Below are 14,764 nucleotides of genomic sequence, written 5' to 3'. Positions count from 1 at the left end.
GAGATTCGCCTGGATGACTGCCCCTGATATTGCACCGCGCCACACGAAAATGCTGATCATTGGGTCCGGCCCCGCTGGCTATACCGCTGCTGTTTACGGCGCCCGCGCGCTGCTGGCGCCGGTGCTGTTGCAGGGCCTGCAGCCGGGCGGCCAGTTGACGATCACCACCGAGGTCGAGAATTGGCCGGGCGATACCATGGTGTTGGGCCCCGATCTGATGCTGCGCATGGAAGCCCAGGCCAGGCATGCCGGCACCGAGATCATCACCGACATCGTCACCAAGGTCGATCTGTCGCGGCGGCCGTTCCGCATCGAAACCGACAGCGGCCAGGGCTGGACGGCCGACACGCTGGTGATCGCCACCGGTGCCCAGGCGCGCTGGCTGGGGCTGCCGACCGAGACGCGCTATCGCGGCTTTGGTGTGTCGGCCTGCGCGACCTGCGATGGCTTCTTCTTCCGCGGCAAGGTTGTGGCCGTGGTCGGCGGCGGCAACACCGCGGTGGAGGAAGCGATGTTTCTCACCAAGTTCGCTTCGCGGGTGCATCTGATCCACCGCCGCGGCGAACTGCGCGCCGACAAGACCAACCAGGCGCGGCTGATGGCGAACCCCAAGGTGGAGATGCACTGGCACAGCGAAGTCATCGATGTGCACGGCAGCGACATGCCGTTGAAGGTGGAGGCGATCACCCTGAACGACACGCGCGCTGCCGCCACGCGCCAGTTGGCGGTGGATGGGCTGTTCGTCGCCATCGGCCATGTGCCGGCCACGCACCTGTTTGCCGGGCAACTGACCATGGACGATGAATTCTATCTGATCACGGCCCCCGACAGCACGGCGACCAGCATCCCCGGCGTGTTTGCGGCCGGCGACGTGAAGGACAAATTGTACCGCCAGGCGGTGACGGCGGCCGGCATGGGCTGCATGGCGGCGCTGGAAGCGGAGCGGTTTCTGGCGCACGGATAAGGTCAGGGAGGGGGCAACCGCGTGCAATCCGGCATCAATCTTGATTGGGAGAAATTGCGCCTGTTCGACACGGTCGCCGAAGCCGGCAGTTTCACGGAGGCCGCGCGCCGCCTGCACATGAGCCAGCCGGCCTTGTCCCGCCAGGTCGCCGCGCTGGAGGAGAGCCTGGGCGCCAAATTGTTTCATCGCCATGCCCGCGGCCTGGCGATGACCCATGAAGGCGAGCAGTTGCGTGCCGCCACATCGGATATGCACGAGCGCATCGACAAGGCAGCCCAGGCAATCGATGCCAGCCGCGACCGCCCCACTGGCACTATCCGTCTCACCACCACTGTCTCCTTCGGTTCGACCTGGCTGGCGCGCCAGCTCGGCGATTTCCTCGATCTCTTTCCCGACATCAGCATCCACCTGATGCTGACCGATGCCGATCTCGATCTCGCCAAGCGGGAGGCCGATGTCGCCATCCGGTTCCATCGCCCGTTCCAGTCCGAGCTGATGCAGCGCCCGCTCGCCGATATCCGCCACCATCTGGTCGCCAGCCCCGATTACATCGCCCGCCACGGTGAGCCGCAGTCCATCGCCGATCTCGATTCGCATCGGTTGATTGCCTATGGCGACGCTGCGCCGGACTATCTGAAGGGCATCAACTGGATCCTGGAACTCGGCCACGAAGGCCATCCGCGGGCGGCGGCGCTGACGATCAACAACAGCCACGGCGTGTTGCAGGCGGTCGAGGCCGGCGCCGGCATCGCCGCCTTGCCGACCTATCTGATCCGGTCGTCTGGCAGCGTGAAGGTGGTGCTGCCTGATCTGGAAGGGCCGTTGTTTCGTACATATTTCACCTATCCCATTGAATTGCGGCGCAGTGTGCGCATTGCCGCGCTGCGCGATTTCCTGCTGACCCGGATGACCAACGCCGCGCTCGACCTGTAGGCCGCGCATGGCCATGCATTTTTTGCATGGCAGCAACGCATTTTTGTGCACTGCAATATGCCGTGCGATCCCGTATCTAGGGTGTGTCGCCGCGATAGCGGCACGCCGGGTCTGCTGCTCTCCCCCTCCCTTGCAGCGACCCGGTGGCGGGCTGCCAATCCTCCCCCCTTGCGGCAGCCCAGCCAGCCCGGACCGCGCCACCTCCCCCCCGGCGCTTTTCCGGGCCATATTGAAGGGCCGGGTGCCGAACAGGCACCCGGCCCTTTTTTATTCCTGCGACCACCCGCCATCTGGCCGCGACGGCGCGGCCTTCCCAAATGCCATCCCATCGGCTAACCGCGAACGTCCCGGCTTGGGGCCTGTAGCTCAACGGTTAGAGCTGGCCGCTCATAACGGCTAGGTTGGGGGTTCGAATCCCTCCGGGCCCACCGGTGTTGGAAGGACGTGAGTTGGGCGTATCGGCGGACGAGGCGGTTGGTGCGGGGAAAGACCAGCGGCCGCGTGCCAACTGGAAAAGCTGGGCCGGCGCCGCGCTGGGCCTGGTCGTGCTTGGCTTGGCGGCCTGGGGCCTCAACCGGATTGCCGGGCAGGTCACGCTGGCCGACGTGATCGCCGAAATCCGGGGGACCCCGGCGCATCTGATTGGCTTTGCTGCCTTTTCCACCTTCCTTTCTTATGTTGTCCTGGTCGGTTACGACTGGTTCGCCACCCGCCATCTTGGCTACAAGATCGGCTGGGGCACGCTTGCCGCCGCCAGTTTCGCCAGCTTCACCATCTCCCACACGCTGGGTGTCACTGTGCTCACGGGTGGCACCGTCCGCTATCGGATCTACACCCGGGTCGGGGTGCGGGCCGCCGATATCGCCATGATCATCCTGCTGTGCGGCTGGACCTTCTGGCTGGGCATCATCTTCGTTGCCGGCATCGGCCTGATCGTGTCGCCGGGCCTGGCCGAGCCGATCCGCGAATGGGTACCGCAGGGCCTGGAGGAATGGACCGGCGCGCTGCTGCTCGGCGGGGTCGTGCTCTACACCTTGTTCACCACTGTTTGGAAACGTGAATTCAAGCTGTGGCGCTATCGATTCTCGTTGCCCAACGGCAAGCAGACGCTGCAGCAGATCGTCATCGGCACCGTCGATCTGGCCCTGGCTGGCGGGGCGCTCTACATCCTCCTTTCGCAGGTCGCGGGCACGCCCGATCTGCTGACCTTCCTCGTCATCTATGCCGTCGCCATGGTTTCCGGCGCCTTGGCGCATGCGCCGGGCGGGCTGGGGGTGTTCGAACTGGTCGTCGTTGGCCTGATGCCGTCGGCCGACAAGGCCGGCGTGCTGGCGGCGGTGGCGTTGTTCCGCATTCTCTACACCTTCATTCCGTTCATCCTGGGCGCCAGTCTGGTCGCCATCCTCGAATTTCGGGCGCTCAGAGCGGCGCGCGCGGCCCAGGTTGCTGGGCAGCGTGCCAAACCTGAAGCCGCTGGGCCAGCTTTGCCCGCCAATAGCCGCTGAGGCCGGGCAGCACTGCCAGTTCGGCCAGTTCCTCGACGCGGCCGGCCTTGCCGGCGGCGATCGGCGAGAAGCGGCTGAGCGGCCAGGCCGGGTTGGGCCGGTCGATCACATCATGGCCGTCGCCGGCGGCAATGGCGCCGGGTTCCAGCACCCGGAAATACCAGCCGCAGCGGCCGGAGCGTGCCATCGCCTTCACCACCGCCGGCGTGCCCAGGGCCGCGGCAAAGGTGCTGCATGGCTCGCGAATCTGCGCGACCTGCAGGGTGGCGGTGCCGCAGCGGATCACATCGCCCAGGCAGATGCTGGATTCGTCGAGGCCATCGACAACCAGATTTTCGCCCATCGCGCCGGGCCCGAAGCGATCGGCAATGGCCGGAAACTCCGCCGCCCAATCGGCATAGCCCGCCACCGGATAGGCATAGATGGCTTTTTCCGGGCCACCATGGACACGGGCATTGCCGACCCGGTCGCCCTCAAAGCCATAAGCGTCCACGGCCACGGGTGTAGTGACAGGCTGGCGCCAATAGGCCGAGGCCAGCCGCACGCCGTCCATCGGTTTTGGCATGCCGATGCGCACCTGCGCGATTATACCCCTTGCGATCATGGCGATTATCTCTGACAGTGCAGTCCTTGCTCAACAAGCTGAAAGGAGGTGATCCAGTGTCTCATTGCTTCATCATTGGCGCGATCGCGCTGGTGGCCACGGTCGAGGTCGTGGCAATCTGAACACCAGACACCGGCCTTTTGCGACCGGATGACAATGTGGGGGCTGCCAGGCAACTGGTGGCCCCCTTTGTCTTTGCGCGATGAATTTGCAGGCGCTCCTACAATAGCGTTTTACAAAGTGATCAAAGTTATCCTTTTGCAGGATTATTGGCACGGCTATTGCCAAAATATAGCCGCTCACGTCGGGCCGGTTTCGGCCGCTCGCGGGGTGCTGGCGGCACGCGTTCCATCTCGCGGAAATGCAGCGGATCGAGCCGTTCGCCGACCCAGTTTTCGCGATCGGGCAGTCCATCGATCAGCGTGCGCAATTGCTCCAGTGCCTCGGCTTGGCGCGCTTCGCTGTCGCGGATGCGGGTGGCGCGATCGAGCAAGCCGAGCAGCACGCGCGGGTCGCAGGGTTTGCGCTGCACCGCCACCACCACGCCCTCCTGTACAATCTCCACCTCTTCGCCGTTAAGCACCCGTTCGAGCGCGACCCGCTTGATCTGGAACCAGGCTTCTTCCAGCGCCAGGTCCCAGGCCCGGCGGAAATCCCGGGCATCCGGGTGGCGGCGCAGGCGATGGGCGCTCTGCGCCGTCATGCCCACCCGCCGCGCCGCCTCCCGCACATTGGCGGTATCGGCGAGGATTTCGATGAATTCCTGCTGCCGCGCTGGCGTCCAACCGTCGTGGCGGGTGCGCGGGGGCAGCATGGCCTCCAGTTCGGCAGCCGAAATGGTGGCGTTGATGGGGGCGGGGGTTTGGCGATCATGGCTCATGGGAGAATAATGCCATGATGTGAGGCATGTAGGACAGGCCCTTGATCCTCCCCTGCAAGGGGAGGTGCATTTAGAGAAGCAGCACCAGCTTCTGCACCGTGAACCACGCCCCCCAGCCCAGCGGCAGCAGAACGGCGCTCCAGGTCGCCAGCCGCAGCCCCCAGCGCGCGGCGACCGGCGCCGCAGCAACACTGGTCACCGCTTCGGCCGCCGGTGCTTCCCGCCACCAATGCGCCGCCACCGGGCGCACCAGCAGCGCGGCGATCAGGCCCAGCGCCAGCATCGCAGCGAGCAGCAGATAGATGGGGGCATAGACCGCTTCGCGCGCCATCCCGGCGGCGAGGCCAGCATCGCGGGCATAGGCGACCAGCAGCGGCCCGAGCACGCCGGCAGTGGACCAGGCCGTGAGCAGGCGGCCGTGGATGGCGCCGACATTTGCCGTGCCGAACAGATCGGCGAGCCAGGCCGGGACGGCCGCGAAGCCGCCGCCGTACATGGAGGCAATAAGTGCGAAGCAGGCGAGGAACAGCGGCAGGGCGGTGGTGGCCGGAGTCTGCAGAATTCCGGGGAGGATCAGACCGTACAGGGCCGCGCCCAGCGCCAAGATGGCGACATACATCGCCTTGCGGCCGCTGCGATCGGACAGGCTGGCCCAGAAAAACCGCCCGGCGATGTTGAACAGGCTGATCAGGCCGACGAAGCCGGCGCCGGCCGCCGCAGCAGCGCCTTTCTGGGCTTCGGTGAAATCGGCAAAGCGCACGCCGGCTGCGCCGATCAGCCGGCCGCCGAAGATTTCCTGCACCATCGGCGAGGCCAGGCCGATGATGCCGATCGAGGCGGAGACATTGAGCAGCAGCACCGCCCACACCAGCCAGAATTGCGGGGTGCGGTGGGCGTCGGCCAGCGCCACGTAACGCGTGCCGGCGGTGATTTCGGCCTTGCTGGGCGGCGTCCAGCCAGGGGCGGGCAGCCGGAAGCCCAGCGCACCGGCGGCCATGGCCAGCGCATAGACGGCCGCCAACACCAGCATGGCCGGGGCGACGCCGACACTGTCTGCTGTGGCAAAGGCCTTCATCAGCTGGTCGGCCGCCGGGCTGCCGACCATGGCGCCGCCGCCAAAGCCCATGATCGCCATGCCGGTGGCAAGCCCGCGCCGATCGGGAAACCATTTGATGAGGGTGGACACCGGCGTGATATAGCCGATGCCAAGCCCGATGCCGCCGATCACGCCGGCGCCAAGCCAGAGCAGCCAGAGCTGGTGCAGCGCTACGCCGAGCGCGCCCAGCGCCATGCCGCCGGCCCAGCAGGCGGTGGCGACCAGCCCGGCGCGGCGCGGGCCGACCCGCTCCACCCAGCCGCCGAACAGCGCCGCGGACAGGCCGAGGACGACGAAGAACAGCGTATAGACCCAGACGAGATCGCTGACCCGCCAGTCGCATGTGGTGGTGACGAGGGCCGTGGCGAGGCTGAGGCCATCGCAGGTTATGCTGCTGGTGATGCCGATGGCGTGGGTGAGCGGCAGCCAGAACACCGAGAAGCCATAGGCCATGCCGATGCACAGATGGATGGCAAGCGCGCAGGGTGGGACCAGCCAACGATCAAAGCTGAGCGAGGCGGTGATGTGGGCGGGGGACAGCCGGTGGTTTGCCATGTGGCGTGCGCTGCCCGAATTGATCCTCCCCTTCAAGGGGAGGTGCCGAGCGGAGCGAGGCGGATGGGTTGCGCCTGACGGGGCATTGGGGCGGTTGTCACGGCAGGCGGCACCCCTCCGTCACCCTTCGGGTGCCACCTCCCCTTGAAGGGGAGGAGCTGCGTTATTTCCCCTTCCACTCCGGCTTGCGTTTCTGGGCGAACGCCAGCGGGCCTTCGCGCAGGTCTTCGCTGCGGAACAGGGCCTGGACGGCGGGGTAGGCGCCCTGGCCTTCGTAGGCGGCGCGCAGGGAGGGCGCTTCGAGGCCCTTGAGGACGGCTTGTTTCGAAGCGCGCAACGACAGCGGCGACAGTTCGCACATGGCGGCGGCAAGCGCCTTGGCGGCGCTGAGCAGATCGGCGGCGGGCACGACATCGTGGACGAAGCCCAATTGCTTGCCTTCGGCGGCCGTTACGGTGCGGGCGGTGAGGATCATCGCCATGGCGCGCGACACGCCGATGGCGCGGGGCAGGCGGTGCAGGCCGCCGGCGAGCGCGGCAAGGCCGACCTTGGGTTCGGGCAGGGCGAATGTGGCGTTTTCAGACGCCAGAATGAGGTCGGCGGCGAGCGCGACTTCGAAGCCGCCGCCCATCGCGACGCCATTGACGGCGGCGATCACTGGCTTGTCGAGATCCCAGCGCGAGGTCAGGCCGCCGAAGCCCGACGGCGGCACGGTGATGGCATTGCCTTCGGCTTGCCAGCGCAGGTCGTTGCCGGCTGAAAACGCGCGCTCGCCGGCGCCGGTGATGATCGCCACCCACAGGTCGGGATCGGCGGCGAAATCGTTGAAGACGGCGTCCAGCTCGGCATTGGCCGGCGGATGCAGGGCGTTCATGCGTTCGGGGCGGTTGATGGTGACGATCAGGATCTTGCCGTCGCGCGCTGTGGTGATGTGTTCATAGGCCATGGTGTCTGCTCCCTTTGGCGGGGAGTGTGGCACGGCGCGGCGCTGGCTGTGGCCTGATCAAATCCGGGGGCCGACACGAAGATGCCCGGCCAGTTGCCTGGCCGGGCATCGCGTGACGAGACAGAAATCCCTTCCACCGCACGACGCCGGCCGGGGCCAAATGCCCCCATCTGCCCCGGCCAGCGCGCGCAGCAACGATCCTGCGATCGGCGCGCGGCGGTGGAAAACGACCTTCGTCTTTCTCCCCGGACGCGGGCCCTGGCGGGCCTTTGTCCTGTTGCGCCTGATATGCCGATTCTTTTGAATTGTCAGGCTGGTAGAATCCTCAATCGTGACGAAATCGTGAACTGTGGCGCGGGTGCCACAGTTTGGACATGTTGCCGGTTTGGGCAGGCGTGCTAAGGCCGCGTTCATCCACGCTTGCCGAAAGAACGCCTGTGCGCCTGTCCCGATTTTTCATGCCCGTCTTGAAGGAAACGCCTGGCGAGGCCCAGGTGATATCGCATCAGTTGATGCTGCGCGCCGCGATGGTGCGGCAGACGGCGGCGGGCATCTATGCCTGGCTGCCGATGGGCCGCCGCGTGCTGGCCAATATCGAGCGGATCGTGCGGACCGAGCAGGACCGCGCCGGCGCCATCGAAGTGCTGATGCCGACCATCCAGGGCGCCGATCTGTGGCGGCAATCGGGGCGTTATGATGCCTATGGCCCGGAAATGCTGCGGATTACCGACCGGCATGACCGGGAAATGCTGTTCAGCCCGACGGCCGAGGAATTGTTCACGGCGATTTTCCAGAATGGCGCGAAAAGCTATCGCGATCTGCCGCGCAATCTTTATCAGATTCAGTGGAAGTTTCGCGACGAGGTGCGGCCGCGCTTTGGGGTGCTGAGGGGCCGCGAATTCCTGATGAAGGATGCCTACAGCTTCGATCTGGATCTGGCTGGGGCCGTGCACAGTTATAACCGGATGTTTCTGGCCTATCTGCGGACATTTGCGGCGATGGGCCTGAATGCGATCCCGATGCAGGCGGATACGGGCCCGATTGGCGGCGATCTGAGCCACGAGTTCATCGTGCTGGCGCCGACCGGTGAAAGCGATGTGTTTTACCACGAGAATTGGCTGAAGCCGCGCGACACGACCGGGGTTGATGCCGATGATGCCGCGGCGCTGGCCGGGTTCATCGATGGGCTGAACGCCGATTATGCCGCCACCGACGAGAAGCGCGATCTGGCTGCCGAAGCGGCATGCGGCGCGGCGTTGCAGCAATCGAAGGGCATCGAAGTTGGGCAACTGTTTTATTTTGGCGACAAATATACCGCGCCGCTGGGCGTGAGCGTGCCGGGGCCGGATGGCGCCGCCGTCACGCCGTTGATGGGCAGTTATGGCATCGGCGTGTCGCGGCTGGTCGGGGCGATCATCGAGGCGTGCCATGATGAGGCCGGGATCGTCTGGCCGGATGCGGTGGCGCCGTTCCGGGTGGCGTTGATCAACCTGCGGGCAGATGATGCGGCGTGTGCTGGCGCGTGTGACAAGCTCTATGCGCAGTTCCAGGCCGCCGGCGTCGATGTGCTCTATGATGATCGGGATGAGCGCGGCGGGGCAAAATTTGCGACCGCTGATCTGATCGGCTTGCCGTGGCAGGTGATTGTTGGCCCGAAGGGCTTGGCCGCGGGCGTGGTGGAATTGAAGCGCCGCGCGACGGGCGAGCGGGTGGAAGTGCCGATCGAAGCGGTGGTGGGCAGGCTTTGATCACGGCTTACGAACGCATGATCACCCGGCGTTACCTGATGCCGGGGAAGGGGGAGGGGTTTATTTTCCTCGTGGCCGGGATCAGCCTGGTGGCCGTCGCGTTGGGGGTGGCGGCGCTGATCGCGGTGATGAGCGTGATGAACGGGTTTCGCGCCGAACTGTTCGATCGCATCCTGGGGCTGAATGGCCATGCCGTGGTGCAGGGCTATGGTGGCCGGCTGGAAGGCTGGCCGCAGGTGGTGGCCGATGCGAAGGCGCTGCCCGGCGTGACCAGTGCGGTGCCGATGATCGAGCAGCCGTTGATGGGCAGCTATGGCGGGCGCGTGGAAGGCGTGGTGGTGCGCGGGCTGCGGATGGATGATCTGCGCGCGAACCAGACGATTGCCGGCAATATCACCGGCGGCAGCCTGAACGCGATGCGCGTGGGCGCCGGCACGGTGGCGATCGGCGCGCGGCTGGCGGAACAGCTTGGCGTGCGGGTGGGGGAGCAGATCTCGCTGATCAACCCGGCCGGGCAATCGACGCCGTTCGGCACGGTGCCGCGCATCGTCGCCTATACGGTGGCCGCGGTGTTCGAGGTGGGCGTGTATGATTATGACAAGGCGTTTGTCATCATGCCGCTGGAGGACGCGCAGACGCTGATGCGGCTGGATGATGCGGTCGGGATGGTCGAGGTGGTGACGGACGATCCCGACGATGTGAAGCGCACATTGGAGCCGCTGCGCCAGAAACTGGCCGGGATTGCGGTGATCAACGATTGGCAGGGCAGCAATTCGGCGCTGTTTTCGGCGCTGGTGGTGGAACAGACGGTGATGTTCTGGGTGTTGTCGATCATCATCGTGGTGGCGGTGTTCAACATCCTGAGCTCGCTGATCATGCTGGTGCGGGCGAAAACGCGGGATATCGCGATTTTGCGCACGATGGGCGCCAGCCGGGCGGCGTTGATGCGGGTGTTCGTGATGGTGGGCACCAGCATCGGCGCGGCCGGGGTGGCGACGGGGCTGGTGCTGGGCTTTGGGTTGCTGCATTTCCGGCAGGGCATCGTCGATGGTGTGTCGCGGTTGACGGGCACCGACATCTGGGACCCGTCGGTGCGGTATCTGACGTTGCTGCCGGCCAAGACCGATCCGGCCGAAGTGCTGGGCATCGTCGTGCTGACGTTGCTGCTGTCGCTGCTGGCGACGCTGTATCCAGCGTGGAAAGCCGCCTCGACCGATCCGGTGACGGTGCTGCGGTATGAATGAAGCGGTGCTGGAGACGATCGGGCTGGCCAAGAGCTTCGAGCAGGCGGGCGCGCGGATCGATGTGTTGACCGGGGTGGACCTTGCGGTGGCGCCCGGCGAGATCGTGGCGCTGCTGGGGCCGTCGGGGTCGGGCAAATCGACCTTGCTGCAGGCGGTGGGCTTGCTGGAGGGCGGATTTTCGGGGCGCATCCGGATTTGCGGCGAGGAAGTGGGTTCGCTTGATGATCTGGGGCGGACGCGGGTGCGGCGGCAGCGGCTGGGGTTTGTCTATCAGTTTCACCATCTGCTGCCGGATTTCACCGCGCAGGAAAATGTGATGTTGGCGCAGATGGTTGCCGGCGTTTCCGCGCGCGAAGCCACGGGGCGGGCGGGTGAATTGCTGACCGCGCTGGGCCTGGGTGCGCGGCTGACGCACAAGCCGGCGCAATTGTCGGGCGGGGAGCAGCAGCGCGTGGCCGTGGCGCGGGCGCTGGCCAACCGGCCAGCGCTGGTGCTGGCCGATGAACCGACCGGCAATCTGGATGAGGCCACCGCTGGCCTGGTGCTCAGCGCGTTTCTGGAACTGGTGCGATCATCCGGGGCGGCGGCGCTGGTGGCGACGCATAATCTGGCGCTGGCCCGGCAGATGGACCGGGTGCTGACGTTGCATGAGGGGCGGTTGGTGGCGTTGTAGCTGCACTTTTTTCCGTCGCCCTGTGCTTGACACGGGGTGACGAGGAAAAGACATCGGTGGATAAGTCGGCGCCAGGTGCTTCACGCACCCGTCCACCGGGGCCATAGTCTGCCCCATGCCCCACGCCGGATTCGTCCCTCTTCGTTGCCACAGCGCCTTTTCGATGCTGGAGGGCGCCATTCAGCCGGAGCAACTGGCCAAATCGGCGCGCGAGATGGGGTTTCCAGCCGTCGGGCTGACCGACCGCGCCAACATGTTTGCCGCCATGGATTTTTCGGCCGCTGCCAAGGATGCGGGCGTTCAGCCGCTGATCGGGGCGTTGCTGCCGGTGGAGCGGCCGGGCAGCACGACGCCATTGGGCCGCGCGACGGTGGATTGGCTGGTGCTGTTTGCACAGGACGAGGCCGGCTACACCAATCTGATCGCGCTGGTGTCGGATGCGCATCTGGAATCGGAATCCGCCGGCGATCCGGTGTTGCGGCTGGACACATTGCAGGGCCGCACAGATGGCCTGATTTGCCTGACCGCCGGCGCTGACGGCGCGTTGGCGCGGTTGTTGGCCGATGGCCAGTCCGCCGATGCGATGGCCAGTCAACTGGATCTGCTGTTTCCCGACCGGCTCTATATCGAGATTTCGCGCAGCAACGATCCGATTGAATTGCGCAGCGAAGCTGGCCTGCTGCGGCTGGCGGCGGCGCGGCATCTGCCGATTGTCGCCACCGCGCCGGTGAAGTTCCTCACCGCCGACATGCACGCCGCGCATGATGTGCTGCTGTGCATTGCCGACAGCGCCTATGTCGAGGCCGAGGATCGGCGCACCTCCAATCCCGAACATTGGCTGAAACCCGCTGCCGACTGGCATGCGCTGTTTGCCGATCTGCCCGAAGCCATCGCCAACACCATCGTTGTCGCGCAGCGCTGCGCGGTGCTGGCGCCGAGCCGCAAGCCGATCCTGCCGCGCCTGGCCGCGGGCGGCGAGGATGAAGCGCTGGTGGCCGAAGCGCGCGCCGGCCTCGATGCGCGGATGGCGGTGCTGGGCCTGTCCGGTGAAGCGCGGGCGGTGCATGACAAGCAACTGGCGTTCGAGCTGGATGTGATCATCAAGATGGGCTTTGCCGCCTATTTCCTGATCGTCGCCGATTTCATCAAATGGGCGAAATTGCAGAAGATTCCCGTTGGGCCGGGGCGCGGCTCGGGTGCCGGTTCGGTGGTGGCCTGGGCGCTGACCATCACCGATCTCGATCCGTTGGCGCATGGCTTGCTGTTCGAGCGGTTTCTGAACCCGGATCGCGTGTCGATGCCGGATTTCGATATCGATTTCTGCGAAACGCGGCGCGGCGAAGTCATTGATTATGTGCAGGCGCGTTATGGCAAGGATCGCGTCGCGCAGATCATCACCTTCGGGAAGATGAAGGCGCGCGCCGTTTTGAAAGACGTCGGCCGGGTGCTGCAGATCCCCTATGGCCAGACCGACCGGCTGGCGAAATTGGTGCCCAATGCGGCCGCCGATCCGTGGACGCTGGCCCGCGCGCTCGGCAACGGGCGGGACAAGGATGGCAACAAGCAGCCGGGTGAACCGCAGTTCATGGCCGAGGTCGAGCGTGATCCCAAGATCAGGGCGCTCGTCGATATCGCGCTGCGGCTGGAAGGCTTGCCGCGCCACAGTTCGACGCATGCCGCTGGCGTGGTGATCGGCGATCGGCCCTTGCAGGAGCTGGTGCCGCTGTATCGCGATCCGCGATCCGAAATGCCGGTGACGATGTTCGAAATGAAGGCCGCGGAAAAGGCCGGGCTGGTGAAGTTCGACTTTCTGGGGCTGAAAACGTTGTCGGTTCTGGATCGTGCGGCGCGGATGCTGGGGGACCAGGGCATCGAGGTCGATTGGGCGACGCTGCCGACCGATGACCCGGCCGTGTATAAATTGATTGCCGAAGGCGACACGGTGGGCGTGTTCCAGTTTGAATCGGAAGGCATGCGCCGGGCGTTGACGCAGGTGCGGCCCGATTGCTTTGCCGATATCGTCGCGCTCGGCGCCTTGTTCCGGCCGGGCCCGATGGACAATATCCCGAGTTTTGCGGCCCGCAAGGCGGGGCGGGAAAAGGTGACGTTGCTGCACCCGGCGATGGAGCCGACGCTGCGCGAAACCTATGGCATCATCGTCTATCAGGAACAGGTGATGAGCCTGGCGCGCGAGCTGGCCGGCTATAGTCTGGGCGAAGCCGATCTTCTGCGGCGCGCAATGGGCAAGAAAGTGCTGTCCGAGATGGTGGCGCAAAAGGCGCGCTTTGCCGAAGGGGCGGCGGCGAACAGCATCGATCCGGCGACGGCCGAGGCGATTTTCGAATTGATCCTGAAATTCGCCAACTATGGCTTCAACAAGAGCCACGCGGCGGCCTATGCGGTGGTGAGTTATCACACCGCCTGGTTGAAGACGCACCATCGCGCGGTGTTTTACGCGGCATCGATGGAATATGATTGCGATAACAGCGACCGGCTGGCGGCGTTTGTCGATGATGCGCGGCGTGGTTCGGTGGCAGTGCTGCCGCCCTGTCTGAATGCGTCGGCGGCGGATTTCACCGTGCAGAACGGTTCTGTGCGTTATGCGTTGGCCGGGTTGAAGGGCGTCGGCCGCAAGGCGATGGAAGCGCTGGTCGCCGAGCGTAGCGCCAATGGCCGCTTTCGTGATCTGGCGGATTTCGCGCGGCGGGTTGACCCCAAGGGCATCAACAAGCGGCAACTGGAAAGCCTGATCGGCGGTGGCGCCTTCGATGGGCTGCATCCCAATCGCGGCGGCGTGCACATGCTGGCCGAAGCGGTGATGGCATCAGCCAATGCCGCCGCGCAGGAGCGGGAATCGGCGCAGGCGGCGCTGTTTGGCGAGAGTGCTGGTGACGATCATGCCCGGCTGGTGCTGATGGTGCCGGCCCAGACCTGGACCGAAGCGCAGCGCATGGCGCACGAGCAGGAATCGTTCGGGTTTTTCTTTTCCGGTCATCCGGTGGATGCGTTTGCCAATGTGCTGATTGCCAACAAGGTGATCACCCATGCCGAAGCCCTGGTGCTGCCGGCACCGCAGGGCGGCGGCAAACGCAGTGTCATGCTGGCCGGGCGGCTGGAGGAGCGGCGCTGGCGCACCACCCAGGCCAGCGGGCGGCGTTACCAGATGCTGACCTTTTCCGATCGGTCCGGGCAATTTGTGGTCAGCCTGTGGGAAGAGGAATTGCAGGAGCGGGTGGAGGCGATGCTGAACGACGCGCCGGCGCTGCTGCTGGGGGTGGAATTGCAGTGGCGCGATGCCGATGATGTGCCGCGGCTGACGCTGCGCAGCTTGCAGCCGCTCAGCGAACTGGCGAAGCGCACGCGCGGCCGGCTGGTGGTGCGGCTGGAAAACCCTGCCGAAGTGGCGGCGATGCAGGACGTGCTGGCCAAGCATCCGGCCCAGGGGCGCGGCGAGCTGGTGGCGCAGGTGGCGACCGATGCGGGCCAGGCGCGGCTGGTGCTGGGGCGGCACTGGCTGATCGATGCCGATCTGGAGGCGGCGCTGACGCGGGTGCTGGGGGCGGACCGGGTGGAGCAGGAGGCGCTTGATCCGCCGCATCTGGCGTTGGTGGGGTAG

Annotated in this window: 11 protein-coding genes and 1 tRNA gene; 8 read left to right on the top strand and 4 right to left on the bottom strand. The window is 65.8% G+C overall.

Annotated features, from left to right (window positions below; all coding sequences use genetic code 11):
* Positions 1 to 49: 49 nt before the first annotated feature.
* The 4 genes from trxB (at position 50) to ACTIEZ_RS05685 (ending at position 3,402) form a co-directional block, all read left to right on the top strand.
* Positions 50 to 964: a thioredoxin-disulfide reductase gene (trxB, locus tag ACTIEZ_RS05700; protein WP_439545689.1), complete on the top strand. Its 915-nt coding sequence runs from the start codon at positions 50 to 52 to the stop codon at positions 962 to 964.
* A 21-nt stretch (positions 965 to 985) separates the two neighbouring features.
* Positions 986 to 1,897 carry a LysR family transcriptional regulator gene (locus ACTIEZ_RS05695; RefSeq protein ID WP_439545688.1) on the top strand — a complete coding sequence of 304 codons (912 nt, stop codon included), beginning with the start codon at positions 986 to 988 and terminating at the stop codon, positions 1,895 to 1,897.
* A gap of 355 nt (positions 1,898 to 2,252) precedes the next feature.
* Positions 2,253 to 2,325, top strand: a tRNA-Ile gene (locus tag ACTIEZ_RS05690).
* A gap of 3 nt (positions 2,326 to 2,328) precedes the next feature.
* Positions 2,329 to 3,402: a lysylphosphatidylglycerol synthase domain-containing protein gene (locus ACTIEZ_RS05685; RefSeq protein ID WP_439545687.1), complete on the top strand. Its 1,074-nt coding sequence runs from the start codon at positions 2,329 to 2,331 to the stop codon at positions 3,400 to 3,402.
* Here ACTIEZ_RS05685 and ACTIEZ_RS05680 read toward each other — a convergent pair.
* From ACTIEZ_RS05680 to ACTIEZ_RS05665, 4 genes are all read right to left on the bottom strand, one after another.
* Positions 3,317 to 4,006 carry an MOSC domain-containing protein gene (locus tag ACTIEZ_RS05680; RefSeq protein ID WP_439545686.1) on the bottom strand — a complete coding sequence of 230 codons (690 nt, stop codon included), beginning with the start codon at positions 4,004 to 4,006 and terminating at the stop codon, positions 3,317 to 3,319. The genes ACTIEZ_RS05685 and ACTIEZ_RS05680 overlap by 86 nt on opposite strands.
* Positions 4,007 to 4,256: 250 nt before the next feature.
* Positions 4,257 to 4,886, bottom strand: a complete 630-nt coding sequence (locus tag ACTIEZ_RS05675; protein WP_439545685.1) for a hypothetical protein — start codon at positions 4,884 to 4,886, stop codon at positions 4,257 to 4,259.
* Positions 4,887 to 4,956: 70 nt separating this feature from the next.
* Positions 4,957 to 6,537: an OFA family MFS transporter gene (locus tag ACTIEZ_RS05670; protein WP_439545684.1), complete on the bottom strand. Its 1,581-nt coding sequence runs from the start codon at positions 6,535 to 6,537 to the stop codon at positions 4,957 to 4,959.
* A gap of 163 nt (positions 6,538 to 6,700) precedes the next feature.
* Positions 6,701 to 7,483: an enoyl-CoA hydratase-related protein gene (locus ACTIEZ_RS05665; RefSeq protein WP_439545683.1), complete on the bottom strand. Its 783-nt coding sequence runs from the start codon at positions 7,481 to 7,483 to the stop codon at positions 6,701 to 6,703.
* Between the two features lie 437 nt (positions 7,484 to 7,920).
* Between ACTIEZ_RS05665 and proS the strand changes: the two genes are divergently transcribed.
* The 4 genes from proS (at position 7,921) to dnaE (ending at position 14,764) form a co-directional block, all read left to right on the top strand.
* Positions 7,921 to 9,231, top strand: coding sequence for a proline--tRNA ligase (gene proS / locus ACTIEZ_RS05660; protein ID WP_439545682.1), 1,311 nt, complete (start codon positions 7,921 to 7,923; stop codon positions 9,229 to 9,231).
* Between the two features lie 17 nt (positions 9,232 to 9,248).
* Positions 9,249 to 10,475 carry a lipoprotein-releasing ABC transporter permease subunit gene (locus ACTIEZ_RS05655; RefSeq protein WP_439545787.1) on the top strand — a complete coding sequence of 409 codons (1,227 nt, stop codon included), beginning with the start codon at positions 9,249 to 9,251 and terminating at the stop codon, positions 10,473 to 10,475.
* Positions 10,468 to 11,148 (top strand): ABC transporter ATP-binding protein, encoded by a 681-nt coding sequence (locus ACTIEZ_RS05650; RefSeq protein ID WP_439545681.1) that lies wholly within the window; start codon positions 10,468 to 10,470, stop codon positions 11,146 to 11,148. Before ACTIEZ_RS05655 ends, ACTIEZ_RS05650 begins: the two co-directional genes overlap by 8 nt.
* Before the next feature lie 115 nt (positions 11,149 to 11,263).
* Positions 11,264 to 14,764, top strand: coding sequence for a DNA polymerase III subunit alpha (dnaE, locus tag ACTIEZ_RS05645; protein ID WP_439545680.1), 3,501 nt, complete (start codon positions 11,264 to 11,266; stop codon positions 14,762 to 14,764).

The sequence above is a fragment of the Sandarakinorhabdus sp. genome, assembly GCF_051860625.1.
Lineage (GTDB): Bacteria > Pseudomonadota > Alphaproteobacteria > Sphingomonadales > Sphingomonadaceae > Sandarakinorhabdus.
The sequence above is the reverse complement of the archived record's forward strand: the minus strand, read 5'-3'. Positions and strand labels throughout refer to the sequence as shown.